Origin of the sequence: Gordonia sp. UBA7599 (genome assembly GCA_002477755.1) — a bacterium.
GTDB lineage: Bacteria > Actinomycetota > Actinomycetes > Mycobacteriales > Mycobacteriaceae > Gordonia.
This window is the reverse complement of sequence record DLKD01000077.1, coordinates 1-7,304: the sequence shown is the minus strand read 5'-3', so window position 1 is coordinate 7,304 and position 7,304 is coordinate 1. Positions and strand designations below refer to the sequence as shown.

The window sequence follows — 7,304 nt, the reverse complement described above, 5'->3', positions numbered from 1 at the left end:
AGCTTGCCGGCCAGGGTCGTCTTACCCGCACCCTGCAGGCCGGCGAGCATGATCACCGTCGGCGGAGTCTTGGCCAGCGTGAGTCGACGCGTCTCGCCGCCGAGGATGCCGACGAGCTCCTCGTTGACGATCTTGACGACCTGCTGCGCCGGGTTCAGCGCACCGGAGACCTCCGCGCCCTTCGCGCGGGTCTTGATCCGGTCGATGAACGTCCTTACGACGGGGAGCGCGACGTCGGCCTCAAGCAGCGCCAGCCGGATCTCGCGGGCCGTCGCATCGATATCGGCGTCGGAGAGGCGGCCCTTGCCGCGCAGGTCTTTGAGTGCACCGGTCAACCGGTCAGACAGGGAGTCGAACATGGGCTCCAGTGTTCCATATGGGCGCGTGCGGCCCCCGCCCGCAGGCGGGGTGCCTCACGCCCGTGCGCACGCCGCGCGGACCTGCTCGGAAATGCGCTTGTGACGCCGATCATCCAGCGGTGAATCCCACGTCACCGCGAACGTGTCGATGACCGTTCCGCCCAGGGTGGTCACCGCCGCCCATCGGATCGATCCGCCGTTGCGCTCGATCACCGAGGCCACCTCCGACAGGAGTCCGGGCCGGTCACTCGCCCGGACTTCGAGCGTCTCGAGCGTGCCGGGCATCCACCGCACCACCGGGGGTGCCACGACCGCCTGCCCGGGCACGCCCTCGCGCGACGCACTCGGAGACGGTGTGGACCGCATGGCCGCCAGCCGCGCCTCGACGTCGACCGCACCCGACCGGGCACCCATCAGGCGTTGTCGGACGAGCCCGGCTTCCGGCGGATCCCCGTAGAACGGTGCGACGACGAACGTGTTGATCGCCCGATCACCCACCGATCGCACCGTCGCGCGCAATACGCGCAGGTTGGAGAAGGCGAGCACGCCAGCCATCTCGGCCAGCAGCCCCGATGCGTCCGGTGCGGCCATCGTGACCTCGAACCGGTGGGCCTGATCGGTGGGCAGCACTTCGACGACGACCTCGTCTGCGGTGAACCGCGCGATCTCCTCGTCGGAGAGCGGTTCCGGTTCGGCGACGGGCTCGCCGACGATGATCCGCGACGTGTTCGCGACGAGCCGCTCGCTCAACGTCTGCTTCCAGTCGCTCCATACACCTGGGCCCGTCGCCAGGGCGTCGGCCTCGGCCAGCGCCCCGAGAATTTCGAGGAGGACGATGCTGCCGCCCACCTTCGTTGCGACGAAGTCGGCCGTATCCGGGTCGTCGACATCGCGTCGGGAGATGGTCTGGGCGATCAGCAGGTGGTGGGTGACGACATCGGCGAGCAGGTCCACGTCACCGGGCCACAGCCCGAGCCGGGCTCCGATCACCCGGGCCATCCGGGCGCCGATCTCACTGTGGTCGCCGCCGCGGCCCTTACCGATGTCGTGGACGAGCGCGCCCAGTAGCAGCAAGTCGGGTCGCGAGACGCGGGTCGTCAGCGGTGCGGCATGGGCGACGGCCTCCAGCAGGTGGCGGTCGACGGTCCATGCGTGGACGGCGTCGCGCGGCGGGAGGTCGCGCACGAAGTCCCACTCGGGGAAGAGTCGGCCCCACAGCCCCATCCGGTCCAATGCCTCGACCGGGGCGAGCATCGCCGGGCCAGCCGCCAACAGGTCGAGCAGGCTCTCGAGGGTCGAACTCGGCCACGTACCGCGGATCTCCGGCGAATAGTCGGCGAGGCGGTGCAGGGTCGAGTTGGAGATGGGCAGTCCGGAGCGCGCCGCCGCATTCGCGGCCCGCAGGACCAGGCCCGGGTCCTGGCTGGGCAGGGCGTCGCGCGCGAGCACCACTTCCCCACCGTGTTCGACGATCCCCTCGTCGAGGGGTCGACGCACCGGCAACAGCGTGCGCATCGAGAGTCCGCGCCGTGGCACCGCACCTCGTGCGGTGCGCAGGCCGACCTCGACGGCGTAACTGATGGTGCGGGCCTCGTCGGAGATCAACCGCGAAAGAGCGAAGCGGTCGCCCAGATTGAGTGCCGCGGCGATCTCGTCGGCGTCTTGGGCCCGCATCTGCTCGCGGTTGCGCCCGGCCACGCGGTGCAGTTCGGTGCGCACATCGAGCAGGCGCCGATAGGCGATGCCCAATCCGCCGCCCGGGGCGTCGTCGGCCGCGAGGCGCAGGCCGTCGGTGAGTTGGGCGAGCGCCAACGCGTTGAGCAGTTGGACGTCGCGCAGACCGCCGCGCCCGCTCTTGACGTCGGGCTCGCTGCGGTGCGCGACCTCGCCGGCCCGCACCCAACGCTGTTCGGCGTGCTCGATCAACTGTGGCAGCCGGCGCGGGGCATCCTTGCGCCACTGTTGGCGGATCTCCCCGATCAACAGGTCGGACAGGTCCTCGTCGCCAGCGATGTGACGGGCGTCGAGCAGCCCTAGAGCCGCCGACAGATCCTCCCCCGCCACGCCAAGTGCCTCGGGCACCGTCCGCACGCTGTGGTCGAGTCCCACGTTGGCATCCCAAATCGGATACCAGAGCTGGTCGGCCATCGACTGGACACGCTCGACCTGGTCGCCGTCATGAAGCAACACCAGATCGAGGTCGGAGTACGGCAGCATCTCGCCACGGGCCAAACCGCCCACGGCCAACAATGCGAAGCCGCTGCCGGGGGTGACCCCCGCGCGTCCGGCGGCGCCGATCAACCAGAGTTCGAAAAGGTCGCCGAGTGCCCGACGCAGCGCTGCTGCGTCGGGCACCGGGCGTTTGTCAGGTGCCAGGCGCGGGTCGCCGATGAGGGCGGCCCGTGCCCTGGCCAGGTCAGCGGCCGGGTTGGTGGCCGGTCCTGCGCTCATGTTTCGCGTCCCCCCGCCCCGGTACCCGGCCGCCCCGACCTAGAGTGCCTCCGGTCCGCGTTCCCCGGTTCGCACGCGAACCACGGAGTCGACGGGTGACACCCACACCTTGCCGTCGCCGATCTTCCCGGTACGGGCGGCGTTGACGATGGTGTCGACGACGGAGTCGACGATGGAGTCGTCGACCACGACCTCGACCCTCACCTTGGGCACGAAGTCGACGGAGTACTCCGCACCTCGATACACCTCGGTGTGGCCCTTCTGCCGCCCGTAGCCCTGAACCTCGCTGACAGTCATGCCGACGATTCCGGACTGCTCCAGTCCCGCCTTGATGTCCTCGAGCGTGAATGGCTTCACGATTGCAGTGATCAGTTTCATCTGTCTTAGTCCCTCTCGGTCCTTGCTCAGCCTAGTTGCGGATTATGCGTAGTCGTACGCGGTTTCAGCGTGCTCGGTCTCGTCGATACCGGTTGCTTCTTCCTCGTCCGAAATGCGCCAGCCGAGCGGCTTGAGGACGAAGGCGATAAGCGCGGTCAGAATGCCGCAGTAAGCGACCGCGACACCCGCGATAACCAGCTGGATGACCAATTGCTTGTAGTCACCGCCGTAGAACAGACCGGGCGACTCACCGTCGGGAGCCCAGGCCAGGAAGCCCAGGGCAATGGTGCCCCAGAGGCCTGCGACGAGGTGGACGCCGACGACGTCGAGCGAGTCGTCGTATCCGAGCTTGGACTTCAGCGAGATCGCGAGAGCCGCCAGAACACCGGCCACGATGCCCAGGATGATCGAACCGACCGGGGTCAGGTTGCCACAGGCAGGGGTGACGGCGACCAGGCCGGCCACGACACCTGAAGCTGCGCCGACGCTGGTGGCGTGACGGTCACGGATCCACTCAACCGCGAGCCAGCCCATCATCGCGGCAGCCGTCGCGACGGTCGTGTTGACCCACACCTTGCCCGCACTGGCGTCGGCGGCCAGCGCCGAACCGGCGTTGAAGCCGAACCAGCCGAACCACAGGAGTGCGGCACCGAGCATGACGAACGGGATGTTGTGCGGGCGGTAGGCGGTCTTACCGAAGCCCCGGCGGGCTCCGATGATGAGAACCAGGACCAGCGCTGCCATACCGGCGTTGATGTGAACCACGGTGCCACCGGCGAAGTCGATCGGTGCCACTGCCGCGCCGTCACCGGCCTCGTTGAGCCCGAAGATCTTTGCCGCCAGGCCATCCGGCGAAGCGGACAGCAGGCCGCCGCCCCAAACCATGTGGGCGAGCGGGAAGTACACCAGCGTGGCCCACACGACCGCGAAGGCCAGCCAGGTGACGAACGAGACGCGCTCAGCGAGCGCACCACTGATCAGCGCCACCGAGATGACCGCGAAGGTCAATTGGAAGGCTAGGAAGACGATCGCCGGAATGCTGCCCGACAGGACGACGTGCGTCGCCTCACCGACTTCCTTGGTCTCCATCAGTTGGTTGGACCCGAAGAGCCCGAAGGGATTGGAGAACACCCCCCAGATATCCGAGTCGCCCTTGATCCCGTTGCCGAAGGACATCGAGAATCCCCACAGGACGTAGACGATGCCGATTACGCCCATCGTCCCGAAGGACATCATCATCATGTTCAGAACAGACTTGCCGCGTGACAATCCGCCGTAAAAGAACGCCAACGCCGGCGTCATCAGCAGAACCAGCGACGCGCTCATCAGAATCCACGCCGTATTGCCAGCATCGGCTTCGCCGAACACGCTGTCCGGCAGTGCCATCATGGTTTCTCCCACCACGGGCCTTCCTCCTTGCTCGTATACACATGGGTGCTCCAGTGCTGTGACAAAGAGTGCTAGGCCGCTGTTACCCCGATAGTGCCCCTCGTGTTTCGTGAATATGAACGCTGAGCCGACTAGTGTTTCGTGGGCGTTACCACCAGGCGTGATGCGCACAACTGTGCACGGGTCGGGTGAGACGACCCGACGGCGGGAGGCGGCGGCCTACAGCAGCGCGTCGACGAAGGCGGCGGGATCAAACGGCGCGAGGTCGTCGGCACCCTCGCCGAGGCCGACCAGTTTTACCGGGACGCCGAGCTCTTCTTGGACGGCGAAAACGATGCCGCCCTTGGCGGTGCCGTCGAGTTTGGTGAGGACGACGCCGGTGATGTCGACGACGTCGGCGAACACCCGGGCCTGGGTCAGCCCGTTCTGGCCGATCGTCGCGTCGAGGACGAGGAGCACCTCGTCGACGTCGGCCTTCTTCTCCACGACGCGCTTGACCTTGCCGAGTTCGTCCATCAATCCGGTCTTGGTGTGCAGACGACCTGCGGTGTCGACGATGACGACGTCGACACCGGTATCGATGCCCGTCGCGACGGCATCGAAGGCCACCGAAGCGGGGTCGGCGGCCTCCTTGCCGCGGACGGTGTCCGCACCGACCCGTTCGCCCCACGTTTGCAGCTGATCGGCTGCGGCCGCACGGAAGGTGTCGGCGGCGCCTAGCAGCACGCGCCGACCGTCAGCGACGAGCACGCGAGCCAGCTTGCCCGTCGTCGTGGTCTTACCGGTGCCGTTGACCCCGACGACCAGGACGACGGCGGGGCGGCCGTCGTGCGGCAGCGCCTTGATCGATCGGTCGAGCTCCGGGTGGAGCTGGTCGGTGAGCACCCGCTTGAGGACGGCGCGCGCCTGCGCGGAGTCGTGTACCGGATTGGCCGCGAGGTCGGTGCGCAGCCGGTCGGTGATGGCCATCGTCGCGGTGGTGCCAACATCGGCCATCAGCAGGGTGTCCTCGATCTCCTCCCATGACTCCTCGTCGAGGTCACCGCCGCCGAGCAGGCCGAGCATGCTCTTGCCGAGCGCGCCCTGTGACCGCGCCAACCGCCCGCGCAACCGCCCCAAGCGACCCGCCGTCGGGGCGATTTCGTCGAGGGCGGGCTCAGTCGGCGCGATTTCGGGCTCGCTCGGCGCGATTTCGGGCTCGCTCGGCGCGGATTCGGGCTCAGTCGGCGCGATTTCGGGCTCGCTCGGCGCGGATTCGGGCTCGGTCGGCGTCGGCGCGGGGACGGGTTCGCGCTCCAGGGTTGCGGTGTCGCCGCCGCCCTGACTGAAGTCGAAGCCCGCCTTCGTCTGGTAGCCACCCTTGTCGGCCTGCTCGATGGCCTTGTCCTGCTTCGCGCCGAGTGAGACACGGCGACGGCGGGCCAGCACCAGGCCGATGGCGACGAGCGCCGCCAGCACGAGCACGGCGACAATTGCGATGATGATCGGAGTTTCCACAGTCGTCCCCTAGTCGCTGGCGGTCGCCGAGCCGGTGGTGATGAGATTCTGGCCGCGCAGCCGCTGCGAGATCACCTGGGTGATCCCGTCGCCGCGCATACTGACACCGTAGAGCGCATCGGCGACTTCCATCGTCGGCTTCTGGTGGGTGATGACGATCAGCTGGGAGCGCTCGCGCAGCTGCTCGAACAGTCCGATCAGTCGCTGCAGGTTCGTGTCGTCCAGCGCGGCCTCGACCTCGTCCATCACGTAGAACGGCGACGGCCGGGCACGGAAGATCGCCACCAGCATCGCCACGGCGGTCAACGACTTCTCCCCGCCCGAGAGCAGCGACAGCCGCTTGACCTTCTTCCCGGGCGGACGGGCCTCCACCTCGACGCCGGTCGTCAACATGTCCGACGGATCGGTCAACACCAGGCGACCCTCGCCGCCGGGGAACAGTCGGCCGAAGACTTCGGCGAACTCGCGCTCGACGTCGGCGTACGCCTGCGTGAAAACCTCGAGGATGCGCGCGTCGACATCATCGACGACCTGCAGGAGGTCGGCGCGGGCCGCCTTCACATCCTCCAACTGGGCCGAGAGGAACGAGTAGCGCTCCTCCAGCGCGGCGAACTCCTCCAGTGCCAGCGGATTCACCTTGCCGAGGGTGTTGAGATCGCGCTGGGCCTGCTTGGCTCGCCGCTCCTGAGTGGCCCGGTCGTACGGCATCGGCGCCGGCGCGACGACGAGCTCGCCGCGTGCCTTGGCGTCCTCGTACTCGGAGAGTTCCAGTGCCGACGGCGGCATCGGCACGTCGGGACCGTACTCGGCGATCAGGTCCTCGGGGTTGATCGCGAACTGCTCGGCGATCTGCTCCTCGAGTTGCTCAATGCGCATCGCCGCCTGCGCTTTGGCCATCTCATCGCGGTGCACCGCGTCGCGCAGGCCGTCGAGCTGGGCGGTCAGCTGGCCGACCTGCGTCTTGAGTTCGGCCACGCCCGCAGTGTGGCCGGTGCGGACCTCGTCAAGGTGGTCGCGGGCCGCCTGGGCGGCCTCGACGGCGGTCAAGGTGTCGCCGAAACAGTCGGGTGCGATTAGAACCCGCAGGGCCGCTTCGCCCACCCGCGCCCCCGTCATCCCAGCAGGGTAAGGCCGGGCTCCGGGAGGCGCATGCCGGAGGACCGGCGCGGCGAAGTAACCTGGCAGCGTGAAACTGCTGGGCCGCAAAGCCGACGACGCCGACGACGCCGA

5 protein-coding genes and 1 pseudogene are annotated in these 7,304 nt (G+C 68.1%); all 6 read right to left on the bottom strand.

What is annotated here, in order from left to right; genetic code table 11:
• Window positions 1-359: signal recognition particle receptor subunit alpha (locus tag B4L26_RS09500; protein ID WP_290718341.1), on the bottom strand; the 359-nt coding region annotated here is incomplete at its 3' end.
• 54 nt (window positions 360-413) lie between these two features.
• Window positions 414-2,810: a [protein-PII] uridylyltransferase gene (locus B4L26_RS09495; protein WP_290718339.1), complete on the bottom strand. Its 2,397-nt coding sequence runs from the start codon at window positions 2,808-2,810 to the stop codon at window positions 414-416.
• 39 nt (window positions 2,811-2,849) lie between these two features.
• Window positions 2,850-3,188: a P-II family nitrogen regulator gene (locus tag B4L26_RS09490; RefSeq protein ID WP_290718337.1), complete on the bottom strand. Its 339-nt coding sequence runs from the start codon at window positions 3,186-3,188 to the stop codon at window positions 2,850-2,852.
• Window positions 3,189-3,230: 42 nt separating this feature from the next.
• Complete coding sequence (locus B4L26_RS09485; RefSeq protein WP_290718343.1) at window positions 3,231-4,577, bottom strand: ammonium transporter; 1,347 nt, start codon at window positions 4,575-4,577, stop codon at window positions 3,231-3,233.
• Window positions 4,578-4,796: 219 nt separating this feature from the next.
• On the bottom strand, window positions 4,797-6,074 hold the full coding sequence (gene ftsY / locus B4L26_RS09480) for a signal recognition particle-docking protein FtsY (protein WP_290718335.1): 1,278 nt from the start codon (window positions 6,072-6,074) through the stop codon (window positions 4,797-4,799).
• Window positions 6,075-6,083: 9 nt separating this feature from the next.
• Window positions 6,084-7,196 (bottom strand): annotated as a pseudogene (locus B4L26_RS09475) (AAA family ATPase); the annotation flags it as partial.
• Window positions 7,197-7,304 lie beyond the last annotated feature (108 nt).

Excerpts from the sequence above, each read along its gene's own strand:
- B4L26_RS09485 (WP_290718343.1), bottom strand. The coding sequence starts at position 4,577 with ATGATGGCACTGCCGGACAGCGTGTTCGGCGAAGCCGATGCTGGCAAT.
- B4L26_RS09490 (WP_290718337.1), bottom strand. The coding sequence starts at position 3,188 with ATGAAACTGATCACTGCAATCGTGAAGCCATTCACGCTCGAGGACATC.
- B4L26_RS09495 (WP_290718339.1), bottom strand. The coding sequence starts at position 2,810 with ATGAGCGCAGGACCGGCCACCAACCCGGCCGCTGACCTGGCCAGGGCA.